Source organism: Desulfitobacterium sp. THU1 (assembly GCF_038181555.1).
Lineage (GTDB): Bacteria > Bacillota > Desulfitobacteriia > Desulfitobacteriales > Desulfitobacteriaceae > Desulfitobacterium.
Genome location: NZ_JBBWUA010000022.1, coordinates 1 through 26,330, shown reverse-complemented (window position 1 = coordinate 26,330; position 26,330 = coordinate 1). Strand labels below are relative to the sequence as shown.

At 43.7% G+C, this 26,330-nt stretch carries 22 protein-coding genes and 1 pseudogene; 6 read left to right on the top strand and 17 right to left on the bottom strand.

The features are described from left to right. Positions 1–269 precede the first annotated feature (269 nt). From AAC978_RS14065 to cdaA, 10 genes are all read right to left on the bottom strand, one after another. Complete coding sequence (locus AAC978_RS14065) at positions 270–524, bottom strand: hypothetical protein (RefSeq protein WP_341548704.1); 255 nt, start codon at positions 522–524, stop codon at positions 270–272. A gap of 155 nt (positions 525–679) precedes the next feature. Then, entirely contained in the window at positions 680–1,189 is a 510-nt protein-coding gene (locus tag AAC978_RS14060) for a hypothetical protein (RefSeq protein ID WP_341548703.1), read from the bottom strand. Between the two features lie 107 nt (positions 1,190–1,296). After that, positions 1,297–1,728, bottom strand: a complete 432-nt coding sequence (locus tag AAC978_RS14055) for a hypothetical protein (RefSeq protein ID WP_341548702.1) — start codon at positions 1,726–1,728, stop codon at positions 1,297–1,299. A 140-nt stretch (positions 1,729–1,868) separates the two neighbouring features. Beyond that, positions 1,869–2,912, bottom strand: a complete 1,044-nt coding sequence (locus AAC978_RS14050) for a GGDEF domain-containing protein (RefSeq protein WP_341548701.1) — start codon at positions 2,910–2,912, stop codon at positions 1,869–1,871. 180 nt (positions 2,913–3,092) lie between these two features. Continuing rightward, positions 3,093–4,964, bottom strand: a complete 1,872-nt coding sequence (locus AAC978_RS14045) for an LTA synthase family protein (protein ID WP_341548700.1) — start codon at positions 4,962–4,964, stop codon at positions 3,093–3,095. Positions 4,965–5,499: 535 nt separating this feature from the next. Beyond that, positions 5,500–7,323, bottom strand: a complete 1,824-nt coding sequence (gene glmS / locus AAC978_RS14040; RefSeq protein ID WP_341548699.1) for a glutamine--fructose-6-phosphate transaminase (isomerizing) — start codon at positions 7,321–7,323, stop codon at positions 5,500–5,502. 688 nt (positions 7,324–8,011) lie between these two features. Beyond that, entirely contained in the window at positions 8,012–9,349 is a 1,338-nt protein-coding gene (gene glmM, locus AAC978_RS14035; RefSeq protein ID WP_341548698.1) for a phosphoglucosamine mutase, read from the bottom strand. 202 nt (positions 9,350–9,551) lie between these two features. Continuing rightward, a complete protein-coding gene (locus AAC978_RS14030; protein WP_341548697.1) occupies positions 9,552–11,156 on the bottom strand; it encodes an NAD(P)/FAD-dependent oxidoreductase in 1,605 nt (534 codons plus the stop codon). A 61-nt stretch (positions 11,157–11,217) separates the two neighbouring features. Next, entirely contained in the window at positions 11,218–12,522 is a 1,305-nt protein-coding gene (locus AAC978_RS14025) for a CdaR family protein (RefSeq protein WP_341548696.1), read from the bottom strand. Positions 12,523–12,525: 3 nt separating this feature from the next. Next, positions 12,526–13,341 (bottom strand): diadenylate cyclase CdaA, encoded by an 816-nt coding sequence (gene cdaA / locus AAC978_RS14020; RefSeq protein ID WP_341548695.1) that lies wholly within the window; start codon positions 13,339–13,341, stop codon positions 12,526–12,528. 172 nt (positions 13,342–13,513) lie between these two features. On the opposite strand from cdaA, the gene AAC978_RS14015 reads away from it, so the two are divergent. Continuing rightward, on the top strand, positions 13,514–13,846 hold the full coding sequence (locus AAC978_RS14015; RefSeq protein ID WP_341548694.1) for a nucleotide pyrophosphohydrolase: 333 nt from the start codon (positions 13,514–13,516) through the stop codon (positions 13,844–13,846). 16 nt (positions 13,847–13,862) lie between these two features. On the opposite strand, the gene AAC978_RS14010 is transcribed toward AAC978_RS14015, so the two are convergent. Next, positions 13,863–15,011 carry a DUF362 domain-containing protein gene (locus AAC978_RS14010; protein ID WP_341548733.1) on the bottom strand — a complete coding sequence of 383 codons (1,149 nt, stop codon included), beginning with the start codon at positions 15,009–15,011 and terminating at the stop codon, positions 13,863–13,865. 339 nt (positions 15,012–15,350) lie between these two features. Between AAC978_RS14010 and AAC978_RS14005 the strand changes: the two genes are divergently transcribed. The 5 genes from AAC978_RS14005 to AAC978_RS13985 all read left to right on the top strand — a co-directional run bounded on the left by AAC978_RS14005 (position 15,351) and on the right by AAC978_RS13985 (position 19,699). Continuing rightward, positions 15,351–16,184 (top strand): CAP domain-containing protein, encoded by an 834-nt coding sequence (locus tag AAC978_RS14005; RefSeq protein ID WP_341548693.1) that lies wholly within the window; start codon positions 15,351–15,353, stop codon positions 16,182–16,184. Between the two features lie 161 nt (positions 16,185–16,345). Continuing rightward, complete coding sequence (locus AAC978_RS14000; RefSeq protein ID WP_341548692.1) at positions 16,346–17,047, top strand: hypothetical protein; 702 nt, start codon at positions 16,346–16,348, stop codon at positions 17,045–17,047. Positions 17,048–17,122: 75 nt separating this feature from the next. Further along, positions 17,123–18,511 carry a hypothetical protein gene (locus AAC978_RS13995; RefSeq protein ID WP_341548691.1) on the top strand — a complete coding sequence of 463 codons (1,389 nt, stop codon included), beginning with the start codon at positions 17,123–17,125 and terminating at the stop codon, positions 18,509–18,511. An 8-nt stretch (positions 18,512–18,519) separates the two neighbouring features. Beyond that, positions 18,520–18,696: a hypothetical protein gene (locus tag AAC978_RS13990; protein ID WP_341548690.1), complete on the top strand. Its 177-nt coding sequence runs from the start codon at positions 18,520–18,522 to the stop codon at positions 18,694–18,696. A 4-nt stretch (positions 18,697–18,700) separates the two neighbouring features. Continuing rightward, the gene (locus AAC978_RS13985) at positions 18,701–19,699 is read left to right on the top strand and encodes a glycosyltransferase family 4 protein (RefSeq protein ID WP_341548689.1); all 999 of its coding nucleotides are present in this window, start codon (positions 18,701–18,703) and stop codon (positions 19,697–19,699) included. Here AAC978_RS13985 and AAC978_RS13980 read toward each other — a convergent pair. From AAC978_RS13980 to AAC978_RS13955, 6 genes and pseudogenes are all read right to left on the bottom strand, one after another. After that, positions 19,696–20,460: an energy-coupling factor ABC transporter ATP-binding protein gene (locus AAC978_RS13980; RefSeq protein WP_341548688.1), complete on the bottom strand. Its 765-nt coding sequence runs from the start codon at positions 20,458–20,460 to the stop codon at positions 19,696–19,698. The genes AAC978_RS13985 and AAC978_RS13980 overlap by 4 nt on opposite strands. 114 nt (positions 20,461–20,574) lie before the next feature. Further along, positions 20,575–21,372, bottom strand: a complete 798-nt coding sequence (gene cbiQ, locus AAC978_RS13975) for a cobalt ECF transporter T component CbiQ (RefSeq protein ID WP_341548687.1) — start codon at positions 21,370–21,372, stop codon at positions 20,575–20,577. Positions 21,373–21,434: 62 nt separating this feature from the next. Further along, positions 21,435–22,487, bottom strand: a complete 1,053-nt coding sequence (locus AAC978_RS13970) for an energy-coupling factor ABC transporter permease (RefSeq protein WP_341548732.1) — start codon at positions 22,485–22,487, stop codon at positions 21,435–21,437. A gap of 292 nt (positions 22,488–22,779) precedes the next feature. Then, on the bottom strand, positions 22,780–24,063 hold the full coding sequence (locus tag AAC978_RS13965) for a CapA family protein (protein ID WP_341548686.1): 1,284 nt from the start codon (positions 24,061–24,063) through the stop codon (positions 22,780–22,782). Positions 24,064–24,133: 70 nt separating this feature from the next. After that, the gene (locus AAC978_RS13960; protein WP_341548685.1) at positions 24,134–25,456 is read right to left on the bottom strand and encodes a hemolysin family protein; all 1,323 of its coding nucleotides are present in this window, start codon (positions 25,454–25,456) and stop codon (positions 24,134–24,136) included. A gap of 176 nt (positions 25,457–25,632) precedes the next feature. Continuing rightward, positions 25,633–26,330 (bottom strand): annotated as a pseudogene (locus tag AAC978_RS13955) (collagen-like protein); the annotation flags it as partial.

Genomic DNA, 26,330 nt, shown 5'->3' with positions numbered 1-26,330 from the left:
CCCCTACCTTGATAAATCTATAGAAAATACATATCAATCATTATTCAACAATATTCCCTGATTCCAGGGTCAAATTCCCTTATCTTTGGGTTCAAATTTACCTATCTCTACTTTATATTATGGCATATAAATTATAAGAATGTTAAAATTTTCACAGATTTCTAAATATAATTTTTGAATTATACCATAACAATTTCTTATAATTAAAATAAGCCACCTCCCGATTTGGGAGATGGCATCAGTAGCATTCCTATACACTTAACACAATCTTAGCTATTTACAGCGATACTTTGGCTGGTCCGGTTTGTAACATGACTCATAACCTTCATGATGGTAGCAGGTGAATTCGTCAATTTTACAACACGGTATTCTCTGGAGGTTTCCCCAAATAATGCTTTGAGGGCGTTCAAAACTTGTTCTTTTAGATTTAAAAATTTGCTCTCAGCATTAAAGTTATGCTGATCAAGCTTAGCAAGCTTCTTAATCTCGCCATGAAGGGTTAGAAAATCATTTTGGAAACTCATAACAACCTCTTTCTTTCTCACACAAATATCAACCTATAATTTACAAACAACATTTACACACAAGGGGTATTGTAACAAGAATGGATATTGTTGTCAATAGGTTTTCTCTGTTTTTTACAGATTTTTAATTATTTCGGGTGTTGAAAGAAATGGCTTTATGGAGTTTCATTTACATAGTAGTTTTCAATTAGCCACTGTTCACGAACCTTTTTAACCTCAACAAGATAATTCATAGTTTGGGTGAAAGCTACCCCATTTTCAGTCCCTGATCCTTGAACAACACACTCAACAGTACCGGAAGTCTCAGAATCAAAGGATATAGTTCCAACCTCTATTGAGTCAAATTTTTCAGTGAGCTGTATTTCTGTAAATGATTTCTTGTATTCCGGAAAAATCATTTTTAATTTCTCAGCAAATCTATCCGTCGCATATTGAAGCTCAGCTGTACCATCCCAACTTTTATAATCAATAGTATAAGATGCTTGAAAGTAATCTTTCACCAACTCTTCAATAGCGGACTTTTCTACCTCTGCTGAAAAAGTGGTTTTTTCAGAATTACATCCGGTAAGTGCTACAACCAAAAATAGTATGGTGAGCATAAAAAACACAATTTTCTTATTAATGATATCCCCCCCTATAATGTAGTTATTTCTTGTCTTTTCCATTGTTTGTGAACATTTACATTATATCAAGTAATTCTTTGCTAATCAATGTCAGCAAAAAACTGGACTCCGTCATTGACAGTGTCCAGTTTTAACATGCTAGAAATTATTTATTGAACAACATATTTACTAATTAACCATTTTCCATCTGTTTTTTGGATTTCTAGAAAGTATTTACTTTTCTGAGTGAAAGGTGTCCCACTTTCTTCCCCAGATGCTTGGACTAAGCAAACGACATAACCGGTTGTTTCCGTCTTTAACGATATTTCGTCAATGACAAGAGAATCTAGCTTCTCAACAAGTTGCTTTTCCGTAAATGAAGTTTTGTATAATGGAAATGTCTCCTTTAGTTGTTGTGAAAGCTCCGGAGTTGTATATTGAAGCTCATTCTCACCGGTCCAAGTCTTGTAATCTAGTGTTTGCGATGCTTCAAAGTAATCTTTCATCAATTGCTCGATAGCTGGCTTTTCTGTCTCCAGAGTAGTAGTAGATCCTGAATTACATCCGGTGAGTGCTACAGTTAATATTAGAAGGGTCATCATAAAAAACGTAATCTTCCTTTTAATGGCAATTACTCCTCCCTATTAATCTTAATGAATTATTTGTGAAATCTATATCATTATATCAATAGGTATCGAAATATTCAACGTCTTCAGGGATTTCATTGATTTAACTCCATCTTTTACGATAAGACAGTCTCGGATCTGTTTCTACCTTCATTCTTAGCCTTATATAGCGCAATATCCGCCCTCTTGTAGATAGTGTCCATAGTGTCACCCTCAATATATTGAGCTAGTCCTAGGCTTATGGTGATTTCCCCAACATATTTGAAGGTATGACCTTCGACAATTCCTCTAATCTTCTCAGCTAATCCTAAGGCATCATCTATGGATTCAGGAACGAGTATTGCGAATTCCTCTCCTCCAATTCTGAATAGAAGATCAGACCTGCGAATATTTGCCCCCACGAGGTTGGTTAGTTCTATTAAGACACAATCACCTACATCGTGACCAAATTTATCGTTTACTCGCTTGAAATAATCAATATCATAGATAATAAGTGAGAATGGCTTAGCGTATCGTTGGGATTTCGAGATTTCCAGTTTGAGACATTCGTTAAAATGGCGACGATTATACACATTGGTCATTTCATCTTTATTGACTAAATGTTCTAGTTTATCTTTGACGTATTTTTTAATCAAAAGGATGATTGCCAATCCCAGTACTAGATTCATTGCAAAAAAAGCATTGCTAACCTGGTAATTGATGAGCTTCCTTTCACTGACAATCTGCGATACCAGGACCATACTATTGGATTTTTCCCAAATTTCCTCGCTATGCTCAATCAATGCTTGAAGACTGTCCTTAGATGGATTGCTTCTGTAATCATAGATTTTCTGCTTAAATTGCAACCAAGATTGAAATAGATTGTCTACCGCCTTATTGATCTCATGATTATCGTCATATAAGACAATTTTATTATCCTTAAATTCTTGAATTCTTGAATCAATGTCACCAATTAGATCGTCTCTTTCCGTGCCTTGAGCTTCAAGCTTGACCAGACGCTGAAGCGATCCTCGAATAATACCCAATTTATTGATTATTTGAGCGTCAGACCTAATGGTATGTGTTATATAGATTGTGTAGATTCCTCCACTGCTCAGCAAAACGATTAAGCACATGACGGCAATAATCAGTATAGAGGATCTCGTTGTCTTACTTCCCATGGGTCATCCCCCCCATTTTTGGCAGGTTAGTCCTAACATTAATAATATTCTGATATAATTCATCTTTTCCTTTGAATTATCCTCTAATTTCGACTAAATCCTTTTTTATTTTCTAAATAAAAATGGCTGTCCCCCTGAGGGAACAGCCCTAAGACAGCGTCTTTATTGATAAAAAGAGAATCAATATCCCTCATTGCAATAATAATTACTTCGAATAATTAAATCGGAAATATCAATTCCCCTAAGCAGAAATTCCTTTTCAGTATTATTCAATGCGGTTCCAATAAAATCTCTATTGGCTAGGATGGCAAAATCTTTTTTTGTATTCAAAAGATTACGACCTATAGCCGTTCTTTGATAACTTTCGTCTAAGTCAAATAGGTAGGACAGAGTAGGCATCAAATCTATTTGTCCCCCATTAGTCTCAAACACTTGCCCCTCGATATTCTTACTATAAATAATGAAGGGAATCCGCTTACTATCGTCTAACCACCATTGTTCTCTTGGCTTCAGCTGTTGGATTTCATCGTTATAGTACTTATGCACCCCAGTGTGGTCACCATAAATCACGACTACAGTATTGTCAAGCAGTTTACTTTTCTCCAGCTTCTCCAAGAAGTAGCCAATTTCCCGATCCGTATAGCGTATAGACTGAAAATATCCTCCTAGCTTCGAGTTCGCTAATGAGTCGTCTAGGTTAAGTTCTTGATATTTTTCTGGCAGCTCAAAGGGGCTATGGCTAGTAAGCGTTACCATGAAAGCATAAAAAGGTTCTTTTTCATTAACGAGAAGTGAAGCCACCTGAGAAAGATAACTTCCGTCGCTCAGTCCAAGACCAATTATCTCATCTTGATTGAAATGGGATGAATCGAATGTCTTATTAAATCCTATAGAATTAAGCGCCTGCATCCAATTCCAATAAGACCCTTTATCAGGATGAATCCCTAAAGTCGTATATCCTTCTTTTCCCATAAGGTTAGGTAAGGAGTTATACGCATTCATCGGAAAGCGAAAAAAGGTTGACCCACTCCTCACAGGGTATACCGAGGTATTGAACATTAAATCGGCATCAGAGCTATTTCCGTTATATACTTGTTCATATATATTCGGAAAGTAAAGGCTATTTTTGATTAAACGATTTAAGTTGGGTGTGATTTCTTGATCGTTAACCCTTTGATTAACTACGAAGTTTTCCAAGGACTCCACTTGAATAACCACAAGATTTTTTCCTTTAAAAAGTCCCTGAAACTCATTATCTGGGAGGTCTTCTTCCGTTTGTGCAAGCCAAAGTTTGATCTCCTCAAACTCAGCAGGTTTGAGTTCATAAGTTTGGTTTTCTAAATAATAGTTATAAAGGTCGTACAAATGATATCCTGCCGGCGAAAGGTCTGTCATTGTTTGATTCACTACCCAATCCACATGGAATAGTGAGTTACCTTCAAGATTTTGAATGTCTATTTTATAATGCTGATAGTAAATTGTTGCAATGGAAAATATAAAAAGTGCTAGAAAAGCTATGACACTTCTCTTAATCTCTTGATAGTAAACTATCCTTTTTTTCTTAAGGAAGAGTAGAAAAAAAATATCTAAGCTGAACAAGGCATCGATGGGTCTTAACATGGAAAACAGGCTTTGTGATAAATTGTCGAGATTGGAGGTCTGACCTAATATATAAGGCGAAAGGAAATTTCCGAAACTGCGATAATACATTAAGTCCCCGACCATTAAGAGGGATAGTAGGGCATCAAGAGTGAATAAATACCAAAAGTGTAACTGTCCTTTGAATAAGTAGGAAAAACTTAAGATGGCGATGACAAAAGCAGAATACGTTATTAGAGAAGGAGGAGCATCAAAACTATAGAACCCCTTGATAAAGCTATAACTAGATAGATCAGTATTATTGGCAATTCCCAAAAAGAACAGAGATTTTATAACTAACACAATATAAATACAGACAAAAGCGAAATGCTTTCTAAAATCACGCGCATCCGAAATTTCTGGATCGCTTATTGTCGCCTTGCGAATATCTACATTCAACTTTAATTCTGACAAGTTTATCGCTCCTTTATTTATTATAAAAGAGTTCTGTCATGATCATAAAAGATATTCTCTAATATTACAATATCAAAATTCTTCCTACATTATCAGATGATAATGTAGGAAAAAGCCCCCTCCCTCCGCCAACCTTCAACCCATGTGATTTACTTAGTGCCCATCTATTTCCATGGAATAGAGCTATACCGTGAAAAAGGATAGAGGATTACATGAAAATGGAATAGAATCTTACCGTGGATTTAGGGTAAAGGATGATGGAATAAGGTTATTCCGTAGCCCGTAAGCCTTGGTACATAAGGCTTCCAGCGTTTGAAATAAAGTGTTACCGTCCATATTACACAAAATATCAGCAAAAAAGGGTAGAGTCAGGATTTTTCTTTCGTTAATCCTTCTCTACCCCTTTATTTTCAAGGGTTTCGGGCTTTCTTCTATTCTATTTTTTTCTTCCCTTTTCTACTCTTTACGGTAAAGCTTTCGTCGGAGGGAAAGGGTTTATTGGGGGGAAACAACATTTAGTATCTTAGTCTCTTCCCTATTCAACAGTAACGCTTTTCGCCAAATTCCTCGGCTTATCTACGTCACAACCTCTAGCTACAGAAACGTAGTAAGACAACAATTGCAGAGGTATTACCGTGAGTATCGGGGCCAGCTCGGCGATGGTCTCCGGTAGATAGATTACATGGTCAACAGATTTAGCTAGGTCTTTATTTCCTTTGAAGGTAATGCCAATGACGCGAGCTTCCCGGGCTCTGACTTCGATGATGTTTGAAACAGTTTTTTCATAGACATCCATTTGAGTTGCCAAGGCGATGACGGGTGTCTTATCTGTAATCAGAGCTAAAGTTCCGTGCTTTAGTTCGCCGGCGGCATAGGCTTCAGCATGGATATAGGAGATTTCCTTTAGCTTGAGAGCTCCTTCCATAGCCACATTCCAGTCTAGACTACGACCGATGAAGAAGGTGTCTTCTACATCCACGAAGGATTGGGCAAAATCTTTAATATGCTCAGCTTCATCTAATACCTCTTGGGCTTGAGCAGGAATTTTCCTTAAAGCGCCAATTACTTCCTTGATTTTCTCGGGGGCCAAGGTGCCGCGAATCTGAGCAAGATAAAGCCCAAGAAGAACCATACCTTCCAGCTGAGTTGTATAAGCCTTGGTTGAGGCCACAGCAATCTCAGGACCAGCCCAAGTGTAGATGACATCATGAGCTTCTCGAGAAACGGAGCTACCGACTACGTTGGTGACTGCTACCACACGGGCACCATTTCGTTTTGCTTCCCTCAGAGCAGCTAAGGTGTCAGCGGTTTCCCCAGATTGACTGACGACCACCACTAAGGTGTGCTCATCCACTAAGGGAGAGCGATAGCGGAATTCTGAAGCAATGTCTACTTCAACTGGGAGGCGAACCCAACGTTCAATCAAGGTTTTGCCTACTAAGCCCGCATGCCATGCAGTGCCACAAGCCACAATAAATATCTTTCTGAAGTTCTTTAATTGCTCAGCTGTAAGATCCACTTCTTGAAGGACCACCCTTTGGTCCTCCAAGCGGCTGATGAGGGTATCACGCAGCGCCCGTGGCTGTTCATGAATTTCTTTGAGCATAAAGTGCTCATAACCACCTTTTTCCGCTGCTATGGCGTCCCATTTCACTTCATAGAGCTGTTTCTCCTTCGCTTGACCCTGGAAATCCATGATCTTAACTCCGTCTTTCGTCAAGACAACCATCTCACCATCTTCGATGATATAGGTTTTACGAGTATAGTTGAGAATTGCCGGAATATCACTAGCCACAAAAAATTCGTTCTCTCCCAACCCAACGACCATGGGGCTATCTTTGCGAGCAGCCACGAGGATATCCGGGTTTTGGCGGCTCATTACGAGGATGGCGAAGGACCCTCTCAGATGATTAAGTACTTCACGAACGGTTACGACTAAGTCCCCCTGATAGTAATGTTCCACTAAGTGCGGCAATACTTCAGTGTCTGTTTCCGAGATGAATTGATGTCCTTGCTCGATTAACCATTCCTTTAACTCCAGATAGTTTTCAATGATGCCGTTATGAACGACAGCGAATTTAGCTTCTGTGTCCATATGTGGATGAGCATTTATATCTGATGGGCGACCATGAGTTGCCCACCGAGTATGCCCGATGCCCATGCAGGTCTGAGAATAATTTGCGCCTAATTTTTCTTCTAAGTTGACTAATCTACCTACTGCCTTGCAGGTGCTAATGCCCCCCTGATCAAGAACGGCGACGCCGGCAGAATCATACCCACGATACTCCAACTTTTTCAATCCATCCAAAAGGACGGGAATAGCCGGTCGATGACCAATATATCCAACGATACCACACATATTTTCTCTTTTCTCCTCTCAAATCATGTTTCTCATGCATACTTACGCAAAGGAAACATTTATAGTGAATTTTTTAGTTAAAATGTAAAATAAAAAACCGCTTTTCTGAGCGGTTCGAACTATTCTGGCCATATGAACAGAGGGAAGCCCAAATGGATAGACTACTCCCGTCCCTTGATGCTTACCCTTTGTGCCGTAAATTACTTCACGGTTTTGTGATAAGCCTTCGGTGCCAAGACACCGAGAGGGCATCCGCCGAATCTTTCGATAACCCTCTTCCTCGTCAACCGTACTCTATACTACGGTCCAGGCGCTGTATTAACTTGCCAGATTTTCAAACCATACAGAATTCAAATACTCCGCTCACGCTCAGTGTGACTAAGCCAAGCTCAAGCTGGCAGAAATTCGACCTCTCGCCTCTCGCCTCTCGCCTCTCGCCTCTCGCCTCTCGCCTCTTGCTTCGATCATGGCATCCCTCCCCTTAAAGGTGTTCATGTACGCTCTTGCGCTCATTAGGCTCCTTACTTTTGCTTATCAAGTTTGCAACAAAGATAAAGTTAGAGGTACATGAACATTATACGTCATTTTTTTTAAATAGCTACAGTTAATATTTACTTTGGCCGGATTTTGACCAAAAATTTTTCTTCCTTAGATTACCCTTGCATTCAAAATCGATATTTATCTACTACTATAGCTCTTCACGCTTAATAATATCCACTACGGATTGTGCAAGTCTCATAAGTTGTTCTTGATCCTGTCCTTCAACCATGACCCGGACTAATGATTCGGTGCCTGAAGGCCGAACGAGCACTCGGCCTCGGTCTCCAAGAAAACGTTTAACTTCCTCAACCTTTTGCAAAACATAGGGGTTCTCCATGGATTTCTTTTTATCCTTGACTTTAACATTAATAAGCACCTGAGGCAGCCGTTGCATTTGAGCCGCTAGCTTGGAGATAGGTTTGCCTTGTTCCTTGAGGACTGCCATAAGTTGCAAGGCTGTAAGTAGACCGTCACCGGTGGTGTTGTAATCTAGGAAAATAATATGACCGGATTGTTCCCCACCCAGCTTAGCTCCTGTATTCAGTAGTTCTTCCATCACATAACGGTCTCCCACTTGGGTCTCATAAATCTTGATACCCGCATCCTTTAACGCAATATACAGTCCCAGATTGCTCATGACCGTGACCACTATCGAATCTTTTGCCAGCACTCCTTTGGCCTTTAGAGCAAGGGCGCAGATGACCATGATGAAATCACCATCAATGATTTCACCCTTTTCGTCTACGGCAATCAATCGGTCCGCATCACCATCATTGGCTAGTCCAAGATCGGCCTGATGATCAAGGACAGCTTGTTGAAGAACCTCAGGATGTGTTGACCCGCAACCTGCATTGATATTAACCCCATCGGGACTTACGGCGAGGGGGATAACCTCTACTCCTAACTCCTGAAGCACCTGGGGACCCACCCGATAAGCAGCACCATTAGAGCCATCATACACTACCTTGAGACCTTCAAGGGAGCCTACTGTGGCTTTAAGAAAATCTATATACTGACGCTCGGCGTCGGCGATTTCAATAACTCTTCCGACTTCTCCCCCAATGGGTAGGCTCCAAGGTTTTTTATCATTCAGTACCAACTCTTCAATTTCTTCTTCCAAGGTGTCGGGAAGCTTGTAGCCGGTGGATGAGAAAAATTTAATACCATTATCTTGAACCGGATTATGAGATGCTGAGATGACCACCCCAGCACTTGCGTCTAAAGTGCGAGTTAAGTAGGCTATTCCTGGTGTAGGTAGAATGTTGACCCTTAAAACATCAGCTCCCACAGAGCAAATTCCTGCCATGAGGGCCGCTTCTAACATATCTCCAGAAATCCGGGTATCCTTACCAATGACAATGCGAGGGTGGGGATGTTCTTTGCTCAAAACATAAGCACCAGCCTGGCCTAAGCGAAAAGCCAAATTCGGCGTGAGCTCTTGGTTAGCGATACCACGTACCCCATCGGTTCCAAACAGTTTACCCAAGACATCTTCTCCTTCCAGACTTCTCTCTATCTTCAGGGCATACTATACCCTCAGCTCTCGTTAACATCCTATTCCAAATGAGTAGACTATAAAACTCTACCCAATCTGATTCTAGAGTGCTAATAAGTCATTTTTTCTAGTTATTCACTTGACTCAAAAAATATTCAACACAAACCATTGTTATTGTACCACTTTTTCATATTTATTCAGCAGGATAATATTGCGCCATTAGTTGCTCAGCACAACGGATACCATCCACTGCAGCACTCATTATCCCTCCGGCGTATCCGGCCCCTTCTCCCGCTGGAAATAGTCCTGGGAATTTCAATGCTTCCCCGGTCTTATCCCGGGTCATGCGTACAGGGGCACTAGTACGTGTCTCAATCCCTGTCAAGGTTCCCATATCTCCTGCAAAACCATGTATCTTTTGATCAAATGCAAGAAGGGCTCGTTCCAAAACATCCCCTACTTCCTGAGGCAAGACGGAATGCAAATCCACAGCCTTGATTCCTGGAGCATAGCTTGATTGCAAAGGAAATTCTCCGCTTACTCGTTTCGCTAAAAAATCCCGGACACTTTGGGCCGGAGCGTTATAATTTTTACCCCCTGCCAGGAATGCCTGGTGCTCCCAATATTGCTGAAACTCCACTCCTGATAAAGGATCATTACCTCGAAAGTCCTCTCTGCCCACAGTCACCACCAAAGCACTATTGGCCACACCCGAGTCTCGCCGGAATTCACTCATGCCGTTAGTCACGACCCGACCTTCTTCCGATGCTGCCGCTACCACTTTGCCACCGGGGCACATACAAAATGCATAGGCTCCTCGCCCGGTCGATGAGTCTTGATATGTGAGCTGATAATCAGCCGGACCTAGCTTATCATGATGCTCTACTCCATATTGAGAAAGGTTGACCAGCTCCTGAGGATGTTCTACCCGGAGACCGATAGCAAAAGGCTTTGACTCTAAATGAACACCTTGTTTCAGTAATAACCGATAGGTTTCCCGAGCGCTGTGTCCGATTGCCAGAATTAAAGCCTCTGCCGGAATCACTTCCGAGTGATTAATCTGGACGCCGGTAATTCTACCATTCTGAAGTTGTAAACCTGTAAACTGAGTGCGAAAACGAACTTCTCCTCCTAAGGCTTTGATCTTTTCCCTTAAGCCTTGGGTAACTACTCTTAATCTATCTGTTCCGATATGAGCCTTTGCTAAGAAAAGAATTTCCGGTGGTGCACCTTGTTCCACAAAGGCCTCTAATACTTCCGCGATTCGGGGATCTGCAATGCGGGTGGTTAATTTGCCGTCAGAAAAGGTTCCCGCTCCTCCTTCACCAAATTGAACATTGCTTTCACAATCTAGCTGGCCTGTCTTCCAGAAAGCCTCTACTTTCTTGGTCCGGGTCTCTACATCATCCCCGCGTTCCAAGACAATGGGAGCATAGCCTTTTTTTCCTAAAGCCAGAGCGGCAAAATATCCGGCAGGGCCAGCACCCACAATAATGGGGCGATGACCCAGCTTTTTTGTAGGTTGAAATAATGGCACCGGCTTACCCTGAGGTTCAGGCTTGAGATCCGGCACCCGCCGCAGAACACGGTTCATTTCTTTATACGGAATTTCCAAGGAAAATCGAAGGGTATAGGAGAAAAACAGCTGAGGTTTCTTCCGAGCATCGACTGAACGACGCAAAATCTGTAGATTGCTGATGCTCATTTGAGGAACTTTTAGCTTACGGGCCACCAACAGAGTGAGCTCACGCTCATTCTCCTCTACCGGCACTCGCAAATTAGTCCATATGAGATTCAAGGGGTATTCCTCCACTTTTCTTAGGGTATATGGCAAACTCTAGACCCAAGAGTACTATGGCTTATTCCACAGATGGCTTAGTATCTGGAGTAGTGGGTTTATTCGGGTCACCCGGCTCATTCGGATTCCCAGGATTCTCCGGAACCACCTTCGTCTTTAGAGTATAGGTTATATCCGGCACAGAAACTACTTCGACGCCCGCGGGTAGCTGCCAATAAGGCTTGACTGTATACTCCCCCGTAGCTTTTCCGGTCGCATCAAGCCAGAGGGCTATTTGCTCATGGGTCAAGGGCTCGAGGACTTCCGGATAGGCTCTTACTGTAATGCTAACGGGAGGGAGGGGCTGCTCAAGGACTAAATCTTGAGGAAGGTTTTTCATGGCGATGGGAAGATCATAAAAGGTCTTATCTTGGATCGCGTTGCCTATTTCGACAATGACGGAAAAGCTAGTTCGAGAAACGTAACTCAAACCGTCGGGCAAGCTAACTTTATCTGAGGAAATCTCATAAGTCGTCGTACTCGAAATCCCATTGATGTTCACAGGACCTATGTTTAAAACATTAAAGTTATCCAGCGCCTCGGGTTCACCAAATACTTGAACCCCATTCGGAATCACCCGAACCGAGCGTACTGCTTTTCCTTCAGCCGGTGTCCCTGTGGTGGTTGCATTTAAGGGAACTCTTTTGCTTTCCAGTTCTTTTGCCACGATGGGGACAATAATATCCACACTGGATGGGCTGGAGGTTATGGTTTCCACACTAGGATCTGGACCGAAGATAGCCGATCCATTTTGATCACGAAAAAGAAGCGGTCGCGACACCTGAAAAGTATCGCTAGCACCGGCCACACTAAGCTCAACGAGAACTTTGTCTACAACATTGAGCAAACTGCTCGGTCCTCTGACATTGACCATGCTGGGCTTAACAATCGGTTCTTCTACTCTATTGTTCGGAGCAGGTTGATCGGTAAGATCGACGGTCACCGGGAGCATTTTCTCTTCCACTGTATCTAATTGCAAAGTGACCACTCGTGGGGTAATCTCGACAATCTTCATATTCGGTATAGGATCAACCTTCACCTCAAACTCATGCTCACCAGGCTCGCTGCCGCTAAGATCTACATAAGCGAATATTTCGTTGACATTGATACTGGGGTTATATCCTTCCGTCTTGACACGTACGGAGGGTAGCTTAGTCATAATCACGGAGTTAGCCGGTGTATTCTTAGTGACCAGGGAAAGAGTCAGGGTTGGGTCACGATCTAAAGTCTGACTCGTTCCTTGGCTGGTCACCCAAAGCCAAAAAAGAATGGCTAAGACCAATGAGATTAACTTATATCCTAAGTTCCGTTGTAACAACTCTTTCATTGCTTAAGACCTCCAGAATGGCACATAACTTTTGGCCGTGGTATCCACTTGTAGCTCTCTAGACAATAATTCCTTAAGGCTCTTTTCATCGAGAAAACGAGTAAGAACCCCATCAATAGATACCGATATTCCGCCCGTCTCTTCTGAGACGACAACGACCACTGAATCCGACACCTCCGTGAGCCCTATGGCAGCTCGGTGACGGGTTCCAAGTTCTTTCTGGATTGAATTATTCTCGGAAAGGGGCAAAAAGCATCCTGCTGCTGCCACACGATCACTACGAATAATGACGGCACCATCATGGAGCGGTGTATTCGGAATGAACACGTTCAGTAAAAATTCCGAGGAAACCACGCCGTCGATTTTGATCCCGGTCTCCACATAATTTTGCAGACCTGTCGTACGCTCGATGACGATAAGGGCACCAATGCGGTTCTTTGATAGAACTTGAGTACACCGGACCAATTCATCGATAACTTGAATCATGGCCTCATTACCAATCGTCTGTGGATGGCGGGTGAAAAACTTACCACGTCCGATTTGCTCCAAGGCCCGACGCAACTCCGGTTGAAAGACCACCGGCAAGGCAACAAATAACATAGCCCAAACTTGATCCAGAATCCAACCAATGGTAGATAGCTTGAAAAACTGAGTAATATTCGAAATAATAAGTAGGACAAGAATGCCTTTAAGAAGCTGGACAGCACGAGTTCCCTTAATCAGCATCAAAAGCTGATAAAGTACAATAGTAACGACCGCAATATCTAGAATGGTCCGCCAATCAAATGATGATTGTAGTTGTGAAAGAAACTGGCTCACGGTCTACCTCCTCTGCTTTCTAGCTCCCCATTCAATTCTTCGTAAGGGGCTTAAATCCCTTGCATGTCCTAAGAAATTATTTTACACTTTAATAGGTGTAAATAAAAGGTATTTACTTATTAACATTTTATTAATATTTCCAATTCATCAAAACAACAGGAGGGTTTTCATCATGGAGATTAAAGATTGGCAAAAACAAGTGGATGACTGGATTTCTCAATTCGAAGAAGGCTATTGGCAACCCTCTTCCATGATGCTCCGGCTGACGGAAGAAGTGGGAGAATTGGCCCGCGAAGTCAACCATCGTTTTGGAGAAAAGCCAAAGAAACCCAACGAACCCGAAGGGGATTTGGCCTTGGAGATGGCCGACATCCTCTTTATCATTATATCCATGGCCAATTCTTTAAATATTGACATGGAGGAAGCCTTTGCTCGAATGATGGAAAAATATCGCTTGCGGGACAGCGACCGCTGGACACGCAAGGAACAATTCATCGAGGAGTAACGGCTAAGTTCCCCTACTACTTAAATAACCTTCTGCCCAGTCCTGGCTTACGAATTTCTACTGCCTGGCGGGGACAAAGCTCTTGACAACAAAAGCAACGTATACAGGCCTCGAGATCAACCTCGGGTCTTTTTTTATCATTAAAGACTAACGCCTTAGGCGGGCAATTATTAATGCAATCCGCACAGCCCACGCATTGGTCGAAGTTAAATACCGGTTGGGGCCGAACTTGGTTGAGAATAAATTTCCTCGCACCTTGAGGAAGGGGCACTCGATCAATAAAGTTAACAGACATGGATTTAGGGATCTTGAAGCTCTCAACACGCCACAAGGATAATGGATCCCCTACAAGACTTACTTCCTCCAACCGACTAGCAAGACCTCTTTGCCGTGCAGCCACGATGGTTGGTACGCGCTCAGGCTTTAGGCCGATGAGGTGGGTAGCTACTACATCTAAAGCGAAGGGATTCTCACTGATGAGTAAAGCGCCTACAGTTCGAGGTTGTCCGGCAGAGGGACCATCTCCCTCCATTCCGACGATTCCATCCATAATACTTAAAGCCGGTTTGACCCAGGTGGCAATATCCACGAGAAGCTCAGCAAATTGCTTCACATCAGGCATCTTGAAATGATATTCTGCCTTCAGTAGCCCGGGTATAACCCCAAAAAGGTTTTTTACTGCACCAGTAAAGGTCATCATAGCGTGAGTCTTTAATTTAGACAAAGAAATAACCACATCCGCATCATAAACACTTTTGGTCACCGTTAAGCTTTTGACTAATTGTCCAGTGGGATGCGTCACAACTTCCTGCCCGACGTCAAAATTGAGTTCAGCACCTGTGCGTTCGGCAACGTCCTTAAGTCCAGATCGTGCATAAATCCCTTGCAACGCTCCCACTGTATAGGGTCCTCCTGGGCTATCCCCGATAATCGGAATTCCACCAGCTTCCTGTACTAGGCGGACAACAGCCTCCACCACCGTGGGATGGGTAGTGACAGCTTCATCAGGGCGTTTTTTCATCAATAAATTAACTTTAAGGAAGACTCTCTGACCAGGCTTAACAAAAGCTTCCATGCCTCCTAATTCTTGCAATCCAACTCTTAAAAACTCTTCGACTCCAGAAGTATATTCCGGACAATATTTCATGACGACTTTGGAGCCCACCAGCTCACGACCTCTCCGAAATATTTTTGCATCTTTATTATTAAATGTTACGGCAATCCTTTTCATTATGTAGTTATCAATATATTATACCCTTTTTGGCTTGCTTTGGGAAATCTCCAGAGTCGATGTGATACATCCAAAAATAACCTGACAACTCCTATACCTAAACAAAGTTGGAAAGATATACTAGTGGGTTTCTGCGGCCTTGAGTGCTATACTCAATTTGTACTGAACTGGACAAGCCAAGTAAAGCAAAGAGAATTCTTTTTTGGCTGGATTCATTTTCTAAGAAAAGTAATCTTCAGCATGAGATTTCAAAAATGATTTGGAGGGATCTTTATGAGAAAGACAAAAAAACTCACACTTAGTGTGTCTTTAGTCGTCTTATTGGCAGTCGCTGCTTCCACTCCTGTTCAAGCAGCGATTAAGGTAAGCAATACCTATTCTTCAAGTAATTCCGCCGGCTCAATCGTCTCACTACGTTCCTATACACCCCTGGTAGATGGCGCAACAACTAGTACTCCTAGTACTCCTAGTACTTCTGGTACTCCTAGTACTTCTGGTACTCCTAGTGCTCCTGTAACTCCTAGTGCTCCTGCAAATAGCAATTCCACTACAACAGGGTATAACAAAGTCGTTTCTTTAAAGAATTACAAATACTCTATCCCGTCGACGCCAACTACGCCTACTCAACCAGCTCCGACTCAGCCTGTCCCAACTCAACCCAGTTCTCCTGCTCAACCTACTACTCCTACTCAACCAGCAACACCTCCTACTAGCGGAACTACTACAGTAAGCACCCAAGAAGAAGCAATGATCAATGAGATCAATAAAGAAAGAGCAGCTGCAGGTCTTGCTCCTGTGAAGGTAGATCTTCGCTTAGCGGAAGTCGCTCAGTTAAAAGCTAATGATATGAACACTAATGGTTACTTTAGCCACACCTCACCAACCTATGGTTCTCCTTATGATATGTTAAGAGCTGCTGGCATTCAATACCGGGCTGCTGGCGAAAATATTGCTCGCAATAGATCTGTAGATTTTGCTATGGCTGCTTTCATGAGCAGTGATGGACACCGTAAAAACATCCTGAACCCTGGCTACACCCACGTCGGTGTCGGTGTTGTCAGCAATAGCTCGGGGAACTACTACGTACAAATCTTTGCTTCGTTGTAAGACACCTTTTCACAATAAGGAAGATCAAATGCAAAATGAAGACGATGACTAAGCCTATTAAAGTTTAAGTCATCGTCTTTCTTCATGAGAAGATCTTATTTATAAAAAATAAAAACAGGTATCTGTCCCCTTTATTTAACCTGTAACACTTAAGACGATACTTGAATAGAATACCCCGAAAATACAAAAAAGGAGGGAAACAACTCATGGCCGACCTCTATCCATACGACCCCACTCAAGAAAGAGTATGCATAATCGTTGAGAAAGTCTTCTTCAGTTGCCAACAAAGAGAGTGTTTTCCAAACTTCCCAATCGACTTGCCTGATACCGGCGGTCCTTTCACCTTCGTCGACATCCTTTTCCAAAATGGGGTCATACTCCCCGAGAGTATTGTCATCACTCCTATTCCCAGTCGCCCCAATTTCGCTCGCGCTCAATTCACCGTGCGTATTTGCTTCACCGCAACCGTAAGAAATGGCGCAGGGCAACTCATCTCTGTACCAGGTTGTCTGCCGGATATCTTCAAGGACATCGTCATCTATTATCCGCCTACTCGACCTGAATTCGATTTCAACTTGAGAGTTGAAACACGGAGTGAAATTCTGGTTCCAGCCATTATCTCCGGAGATGATCTTATTGTCACCGTTGGTACTTTTGTCATCACCAAACTGACAGGATTCGTGCAACTGGCCATTGATGCCTTTGGCTATTGCCCAGAACCCCCATTCTGCGAAGAATTCCCAAGCGAAGAACCTTGTATCGACTTCTTGAACCCGAATCTCACTCCATTTCCCACCGATTTCTTCCCACCGCAGCTGCCTAGTCCAGTTCCTGGCCGGACCATGTATGTAAATCTCAGCTAAACATCTTTGAGTAGACCAAAACACTAGGGCTGTCTTTTGACAGCCCTAGTCAATCACTTTAGGAGGTGTAGCACGTTGCCTTCTTTCACGATCATACCTAAACCCAGTTTTTTACTTAATGAAACCTCTTTCTTTACCTTGGACCAGTACAAGGATGGCATAGCCTTAAGGTCCTCAACCGCCCCGCGATTGCTATTTGAGCTGAAGGAACCCGTTCTCCTTGCCCAAGGAATCATGGATGATGCCAATCAGGTTCATCTGGCATACATAAAAGAATCTGGAGAGCTCTGTTATTCTATCATCCTGACCACAGGGGATCAACAGACTATGACCTTAGGAAAGCTAGATATTCGTAGCCAACGTTACGATCGCCTTCTTCTTTTCCCTATGGGCAAAGTGATTCACCTCTTTTACGCCAGTTCCCATAATAGCCTACCGGATGTTTGGCGCATCACTCATCTTTTTTGGAACGGGCAAACCTGGAAGTCCGCTCAACTGGGGGAAGTCGTCCACCCTCGGTATCCCCTGTACCAAGTGCTGATGGACTCAAACTCCAATCTCCATGCACTGATGATGACCTTCTCTGGAAGTCGATCAATCTTACTCACCAGCGTGTTTAATGGAAGCTTCTATCTCTGGTCCAAGCGCCAAGAAGTTTTGTCTATTCCTCGCGAGGTGATAGACATGACTGGCATTCTTTCAACTCAAGATCAGGGCCATTTGTTTTGGGCAGCCAAACAGCCGGGAAGTGATGCCATCGAGATCGGTCACGGGATTCTCGATAAGATGAATGGGTTTAGAAGCTCCTGGCGTATTGAGTCCGCACCCGCTAACAACCTTGAGGGACCATGGCAGGGTATTGGGGCCCTTCAGTCCCGGGGTGTAATCAACCTCTTAGTGCATTGCAATCAAGCCATACTCATGCAGGCCCATGGCTCGGACTGGAAACCTGTTAGAGCCCTCTCGGGGAGCTTTTCTCCCTTGCAGATTGCACAGAAGTCCGAAGGAATAACCACCTACACCCATTGGCTGTCCCAGCAAGATCAACAATTACCCTTATATGCCGACCTTTTGGGATTACCAATATCCCCTGCTTCTCCCACTATTGCTCCACCTATTGCTCCACCTATAGATCCCTTATCAGGACCAACTAATGATTACTCCAACTCACAGCAGCCACGATCAGCTCAAGACATTCCTTCTGATAACTCTCCTGAAATTGATGATCTAAAATCTTGCCTTAGTAAGCTTCAGGAAACGGCTTCGCCACTCCCCAGCAATCTTGAAAATTGGGGTGAGAAAATCAATTCCCTTCCTGAGATGCTGGATATCCTAAAAAAATTGAGAGTCCAAAACGAACAAACCTTAGATGTCCTACAAGACCTAGAAACAAAAATCTGCGACATACAAACTCAAAAAGAAGTTGCAAGCAAGAAAGGATTCTGGCAACGATGGTTAACATAAACAGTCTGATGAAATACGGGGATGTTCTTAAGCAATATCCCCAACTCAAACCTCTCTTCCGCAGACTGGGTATTCCCGTCTCTGGGTGTGGAATCTACTACTTACTGGATATGACCCTAGATCAGCTTGCTCAACGCTACAATCTCGCAACAGAGACCTTGCTGAAAGTCTTGCAAAGGGGATAATAATGTGAAGGTTCTTTTTCAAGCTCGTCAAGATTATCGCAAACACCCTGCAGGGGATACCATTCAGCTCTTGGCTACCGCCCAAGCCCTTAAAAACCTTGGCATCCAAGTCTTTTTATCTCTAAATCCCAGGATCCAACTTGATGAATATGACTTGGTACATGTATTTAATGCCACCCCGGTAGCAGACGTGTCTATGTTCTTCGAAAATGCCAAGAAACAAAAGAAGCCCCTCGTAGTTTCCCCCATCTATTGGAATATGGAACATTACCTAAAAAGAGACAATACACATTCGCTCGTCTTCGATCAATGGGAGTCCTATCAACCCTGGCGGGGACAATTACTACGAGAAAGCAATCTACTCCTTCCGAGTAGTCAGCTGGAAATGGAGCAAATCCAAAAGGATTTTCAAGTGGTAACACCCTACAAGGTTATCCCTAATGGATTCCCCACCGAATACCTTGGCATCGACGAAACCTACTTTCGAGAGCAATGTCCGGGGCTCCCCGAGGAATTTGTACTATCGGTGGCTCGTATCTCCTCCCGTAAAAATCAAAAATGGCTTGCCCAGTGCTGTCAGGAACTGGGACTCACCCTCGTTTTAGCCGGTCCTATCGATGAACCCCAATACTTTGAAGAAGTGCAGGCTTATCCACATGTAATCTACCTGGGTACACTCCAAGGAAGACTTCTTGCCTCTGCCTTCGCGGCAGCCAAAATCCATGCTATGCCGAGTTGGTTTGAAACTACGGGCTTATCCAGCTTGGAAGCCGGAGCTTGTGGGGCTATGGTCCTTACCACGAATCAAGGATGGTCCAAAGAGTATTTTCAAGATATGGCCATATATGTGAATCCCTTTGAGGAGACTAGTCTTACCCCTGCCTTAGAAAAGGCCTTGACGATCTCGCCAAGGCCTTTAACAGAGCATATTCACAAGCATTATTCTTGGGCTAGGGTCGGAGAATTGACTTTAACTGCCTATCAACATCTACTAGAGAGCTAGCCATTTTCACGATTTAATCCACAGACTGGGCATCCCTGCATAGCCAAGGGCATCTCTAAGCCACAGGCATCTAGTAATTTTGCATTGGCCAAGATTTCCGCTGTTGGCCCGTCGGCGGCAACGACTCCCTGATGAATAATTATGATTCTGTTACATAATTCATAGACCATATCCATATCGTGACTTGTAATAATCTTGGTATGGTCGAAGGTTTGGAGCATTTTCATAAGTCTTCGCCTAGATTTCGGATCAAGAGCAGATGAGGGCTCATCCATGATTAAGATATCTGGTTGCAGGGAAAGCACAGCGGCTATAGCGGCCGCTCTTTTTTCTCCGCCGGATAACTTATAGGGTGCTCGATCCTTTAGATGAGGAATTCCCACCATCTCTAGAGCTTGAAGCACTCGTTTCTCCACCTCCTGTTCATCCAGTCCATAATTGCGAGGTCCAAAGGCCACATCCTCATAGACTGTATTCATAAACAACTGATCATCGGGGTTTTGAAATACCATTCCCATCCGTTGTCGGACTATGGGAAGGGTTTTTTTCGTCACCAGAACCTCCCCTACCCGAACCTCCCCTCGACTAGGGAACAACACTCCCATAAGTAGCATAAGTAAAGTAGATTTCCCCGCACCGTTAGCTCCGATAATCCCTACCGACTCGCCATGATGAATAGTGAAGGTCATCCCCTTAATTGCCTTATGCCCATCAGGATAAATAAATTCTAGATCTCTAACTTCTGTCATATGGTGACTCATAAGGTCCCTCCTGTTAATATCCACCAGTCGTTCTTCCTTCAAAATGACAAATAGTGCAAACCATAGTCATCCTGAGCAAGGAGAAATATCTTGGGCTATATGCAATCGCTTAAATTAATTTAATAAACTACCTAACAGCATAGGAATGTTGAAACTTTTCGTAAGGATGAAAAAGACACCCCAACTCAACATATAAACAAAATCCTTGCCTGCAGGTTTCTGCTGCTCCCCCGTGTTATACTCCCCTTTAAATCCTCTTAAACACATAGATTGATAGACCCGTTGAGCTCTCTCATAGGTCCGTAGCAACAGTTGTCCGATTAGGGGCCCCCAAACCTTACGATTGATCCCCTTCTGCTGAGGGGCGCGCAAGGAATAAGCTCTCCAAATCGTCGAAACCTCTTCTAGTAAGACAGAGATATAGCGATAGGTTAAGAGGAGCTGAAGGACAAACAATTTGGGGATTTTGAGCAACCGCAAAGCAGAGCCAAGTTTATCCATGCCCGTGGTAGCTATCAGTAAAAGGGCTGCACTTACTGTCAGGACGCATTTAATGAGAATTGACATAAAGGTGATCCAACCCCTAGACAGGGTGATTCCGCCAACCATAAAGACCTGCTGGTCAAAAAAGGGGTTGAGTATTCCTATTCCCAAAGCGAAGGGGGCAGCCAGGAGCATGCGCTTCATAATGGGTGCAAGGGGTAGCTCCCCCAAGGAAATCACGAGCACCGGAAAGAAAACCAAGGGCAAAAGGCCTAGGATTTCAAAGCGATCAAAGGATACAACCACAATAATATAGAGAAGTGTTGTGAGCAGCTTTGCTAAAGGGTGAACTCTATGGATGACCGTATCTTTGCCGGACAAGTCATCCAAAAGCCGCATATCAAAAACCGTATCCATCATATTGGCCATAAACTCTATCCCTCACAAAGCCCACAGGCGATTTCCAATTAAACTGCTTCATTGGACTGGTACTATCTCGCTGAATTAGAATTCCTTTTTTTGAGTGATGTTACACCAAATCCGACTATTCCCGCCAATGCGAGAGTCAAGCCTGCACCCACGATGCCCGCTGTGGAAGTACCACTATCAACTACCGGCCACACGTCGCTGCTTTCGGCAGTAGCCGGTGTGCTTTCTTCCTCAGAGGCTTTGAAGCCATAATCCGGCAGAAAGGCGATTTTACTTTGAAGATCAGCAAGGACTTGATGAATCCCTCCCGGTGCCTCCAGCTCTTCTAATCCAGAGGTTTTATACATAGACCATTCCAACCCATCGGGATTGGACGAAGCAAACCAAGAGAATACTCCACCGGTGAGAACCGCTGCTAAAGCAAGGACCGTAATAACTCGCTTCAAAGAGATGCTCCCCAACCTTTCTCCACGACTAGCATTATCAAGAATCTCCGGACGCTCCTTCCAAACAAATGTAACTACTGCCGCTATCACCAGACCCTCGACAATCCCAATCGCCAAATGAATGGGCTGCATGAGTAGGAGGAAAGTGTTAAACGGCAATTCGGTTTTCCCGGAAAAAAGCGTCTCAAGGACAACGCTAAAGGAACCCAATTGAAGACCGATGACTGCCGCTAAAAGGGCCACACCTAAGATCCGTTTCGGACTATACTCTCTAGCCATCAGCGGTTTATAAATAAGGGGATAGACTAAAAAGCAAGTAAAAAAGCCGAGATTAAATATATTCGCCCCTAAGGCCAAAAGCCCTCCATCGGCAAAGAATAAGGCCTGTATGGTCAACACTGCGGCCATGGTCAGAAATCCTGCATAAGGACCCAAAAGTATGGCCAGCAACAAGCCTCCACCGAGATGACCGCTGGATCCTGTACCGGGTATGGTAAAGTTAATCATCTGAGCGGCAAAAACAAAGGCCCCCATCACTCCCATCAAAGGAATCTTCTTCTCATCCATATCATCTTGGATTTTCTTAATAGAATAAGCCGCGACACCTGCGGTCGCTGCCCACATGGTCACCCCTACTGCCGGTGAGATCAGAGCGTCTGCCATATGCATATTAATCATCTCCCTTTCCAAAAATAAAACCATGAAAATCCGCCCATTTCTTCAGGCAAGACCTTCATGGCCATATCCATAGTTTGAAATTATCACTGATAATAAACCTAGTTGTCCTACAGAACAAGCAGTATCTCCATGATACTTTTATACTATGTTGTAGGCTATAAATAGATATATTCTAGGTTACTAATAAAATTCCTTCCTAGCAAACCGTAAATGTCAAAATCTTTACATAACGTTTATAAGTATATTAAGATAAATTATTAATCATAAATTTACTAATCGTAAATTACAGCTCGTTTGTCGTGAATCGGCTCAGACGATCCTGGGTCGTTTTTAAGACATTTTCCAGAAGCGGTAGATTCGCACCGGTGAGGATTTTCTCTTTATTCGTCTTGATTTTCTCGATGGTTTCTTCCACGGGGATGACGCGGAATTGTTGCCTGCCTTCTTTGGTATAGCTATGGGAGAAGGTAGGAATAAGCTTGACCTCGTCAAGCTTTACAGTGTGTGAAATCAAACGAGCATCGCTCTTCATTGCCTTGGTTGACGTTACAGATTCCGTCACGCTTGGCTGCATTACTTTTTCAATACTAAACTTTAATTGGAGAATGACCCCACTGTTGCGTTCTTGACCTCGTTGATCTCCAATAAGGTTCCCGATGGAATAGGCTACAAATTTCTTTTTTCCATCAATAGTAAAGTACTCAACGGGCTGGATAACATGAGGATGGCTACCCACGATAGCATCAGCTCCTGCTTCCAGAAACTCTCGGGCTAGGCTTCTCTGCTCTGCCGTAGGCTCTGTACTGTATTCCACTCCCCAATGCAGGACTAAAATCAACAGGTCAACTTGGGGTCTAAGTGCATCAATATCTTGGAGAATGCGCTCTTTTTCCAGCATGTTTACAAAGTAAGTATGCTCGGTAGGGAGGCTTAAGCCATTGGTTCCGTATGTATAGGATAGATAACCAACCTGAGCGCCGCGAATATTCTTGATCAGAAATCCGGGATCTTCGGCGCTTTTCTTGATCCCAATAGTATCTAAGCCAGCCTCTTCAAGGACTTTCACTGTCCTTAAGGCCCCTTGGTAACCCCTATCAAGCAGATGGTTATTAGTTGCCACTACTCCATCCACTCCATACTCCTTGAGATGATCAGCAACAGGGTCGGGACTATTAAAAAGAGGATACCCGGTATAGCCTGTTTCCGGTCCGGCCAAAGCCGTCTCTAAATTCGTAGTGCAATAATCCCCCTCCTCCATCAGATCTCGAACCTCTCCAAAGAAGTCAAAGGCATAATTTCCGTCAGGCTGTCCACCTGACCAGATCAAGGTATTATGCATCAGAATATCCCCTAAAGCAATTAGGGTAACGGTGTCCTTCTTAGTGATGTACTCAGGCTTGGTCTCTGGTTTGGAAGCAGGCACAGTATTGTCAGCTTGCCCAATTGGCGCTCCCGAGGTAACCGATTGACTTTGGCAGCCTGCTAAGCACAATAATAGAAAAAATAGCGAGAGAAAAACAAGAAAGGACGTTAAAGGAATACGTTGCGGGGAGTAACCCTTCTTCATGTTGAACCTCCACCAATTTTTACAGCGTTTTCCTTTTTATTCGCCTTCTTTTTTCCAATATCCTTTAATCTTAGATTTGGTATTCCGGTTCCTCTTTATTGACCTTTGTAATCATTACCTTGTCGACGCGCACATGGTCCATATCCACCACTTCCAAGCGCAGATTACCAACATAGACCTTCTCCGTCACCTTCGGTATATCCCCAATCTCATTGGTGATAAAGCCCCCTAAGGTATGATAATTTCCAGTGTAAGGCATTTCTTCATCCTCTAAGTCAAAATATCGCCTGAAGGTATCGATATCCACCAAGCCATCGGCCAACCAAGAAAGCTCGTCCTTTTCGATGATTTCCGGGTAGCTCTCTTCTTCCCTTAAGGGCATATCCCCGATGATGTTTTCCATGATGTCGTGTAGGGTTACAAAGCCCTCAATACCACCGTATTCATCGATAACCATAGCTTCGTGGCGACCAGCTTCTTGAAAGGTCTTCAAGGCTTGAAAGACCTTCATAGACTCAGGGTGGATGAGTGTATCCTTAATGCAGTCAGCGATAGCAAATTCCTCCCCAGATACCAACTTGGCAAAAACGTCTTTGGTATGAAGCACTCCTTGAAAATCATCTAAGCTGTCCTTACCCACGGGGAACTTGGAGTGGGGACTTGAATTCATTTGACTTATAATATCCACGAAGGAATCTTCGATATCAATCCAGACGATCTGGGTACGAGGAGTCAGAATATCTGATAAACGCCTATCGCTCAGGTCAAAAATCTGTTCCACCATGTCCTGTTCAATCTCTTCGACAACCCCGCTATAAACCCCTTGCTCAATAAGCGAGGTGATCTCTTCCTCAGTCACATCCGGTTCAGTACTGGGCTTAATGCGCAGGAGCTTCAAGACGAATTCTGTGGATTTACTGAGAAACCAGATTAGGGGGCGTCCAAATTTGGAAAAGTAATACATCGGTTTGGCTACCCTACAGGCGACTTTTTCTGGGTTGCCCATACCGATTCGCTTGGGGACAAGTTCACCGATGATTAGAGATAAATAGGTCGATAAGCCAACCACTAAGATAAAGCTGAACTGGTAACTTATCGGTGCCAGAATTGCATTATCATCCACATATTCAGCCAGCTGTCCAGCAATAGTTGCACCACCATAGGCCCCGGTAATTACCCCAATGAGGGTAATACCGATCTGAATGGTTGAAAGCAACTGATTCGGGTCTTCCGTCAGCTTTAACGCATAGGCTGCCCGGGAATCTCCTTTTTCCTTGGCACTTACCAACCTATTCTTTTTAGATGTCACAATGGCGATCTCTGTCATGGCAAATAAACCGTTAGCCATAATGAGAATGAGCACGATCATAATCGAGGTTCCTAGACTGCCCAAAAATATCTTCCCCGTTTCTTTGCTAAATCAAATCGTATCAGTAGTATTTTTTCTTATTAGGGTAATTATATCCTAGATTGTAGGATTTTGATATTTTGATTTTGATAGTCGGCTAAACTCCCAAAATAGAGAACAGAACCACAATTCTCTCGCGGTTCTGTTCTCCCAGCTAAGGTTTAAGGTGTAAATGTGATGATATTCTCGGTGATACTAGTTCCAGTAGCTGCTGAAGTGATGCTTGTTGCCGTTGTTACAAGAACTCTTATACTGTAGGTTGAGCTTGCACTCGTTGCAGGAACTACATCGGTATACGTGCTTGACATTGGAAATCTTTGATTGCCCGCAGTTTGACCAATTCTATTAAATGTCCGAGTATTGATCAACGTTGCATCTCTGTATAGTCGAACTTCGCACACGAAAGACCAGTTAGAAGTTACAACAAAATCGATGGCAAAAGCGTAATCAATTTTGAGTCGTTGGCCTATCTCAACAGGTTGAGTGACACTCGCGACTGTTACTTCGGCTGATGGCGGGTAAACAGCGATAGGGCCTGTTGCGTCAATAAACGCATACCTCTGTGCAATACCCGTTCCTGTAGCCCCGGTAGCTCCTGTAGCCCCCGTCGCTCCTGTCGGTCCGATTGCTCCGTCTGCCCCGGTAGTCCCTGTGGCTCCCGTCGTTCCTGTCGGTCCAATTGCCCCGTCTGCCCCGGTAGCCCCTGTGGCTCCCGTCACTCCTGTCGGTCCAATTGCTCCGTCTGCACCGGTGGCCCCTGTGGCTCCCGTCGTTCCTGTCGGTCCAATTGCTCCATCTGCACCTGTAGCTCCTGTAGCCCCCGTCGATCCTGTCGGTCCGACTGTTCCATCTGCCCCGG